The organism is Lacinutrix salivirga (genome assembly GCF_053604675.1).
This window is the reverse complement of the sequence record NZ_JBSHNP010000079.1, coordinates 1-258: the sequence shown is the minus strand read 5'-3', so window position 1 is coordinate 258 and position 258 is coordinate 1. Positions and strand designations below refer to the sequence as shown.

Sequence of the window (258 nt, the reverse complement as noted above, 5' to 3'; positions counted from 1 at the left end):
TTATGAGTGTAACTATAAATATTAGGCATTCCTCCTTCTAGTCCAATAGGATCCTGAGATATATAAACTCCTATGTCTGGACTATAATACCTAAAACGGTTATAATACAACCCAATTTCCTCATCCTCATACTGTCCTTGGTATCTAAACGGACAATCACTTGCAACTCCTTTTGCTAACTTACGTATTTTACCGTAAATATCATACTCTACTTCCCAAGTTTTTTCTCCAGAAGAATTATACATTTCAACAGGAGTC

1 protein-coding gene is annotated in these 258 nt (G+C 34.9%); it reads right to left on the bottom strand.

The window, feature by feature from the left end:
• A partial coding sequence (locus ACVC5O_RS03145) for an RHS repeat domain-containing protein (protein ID WP_452220006.1) occupies positions 1 to 258 on the bottom strand: 258 nt, incomplete at both ends.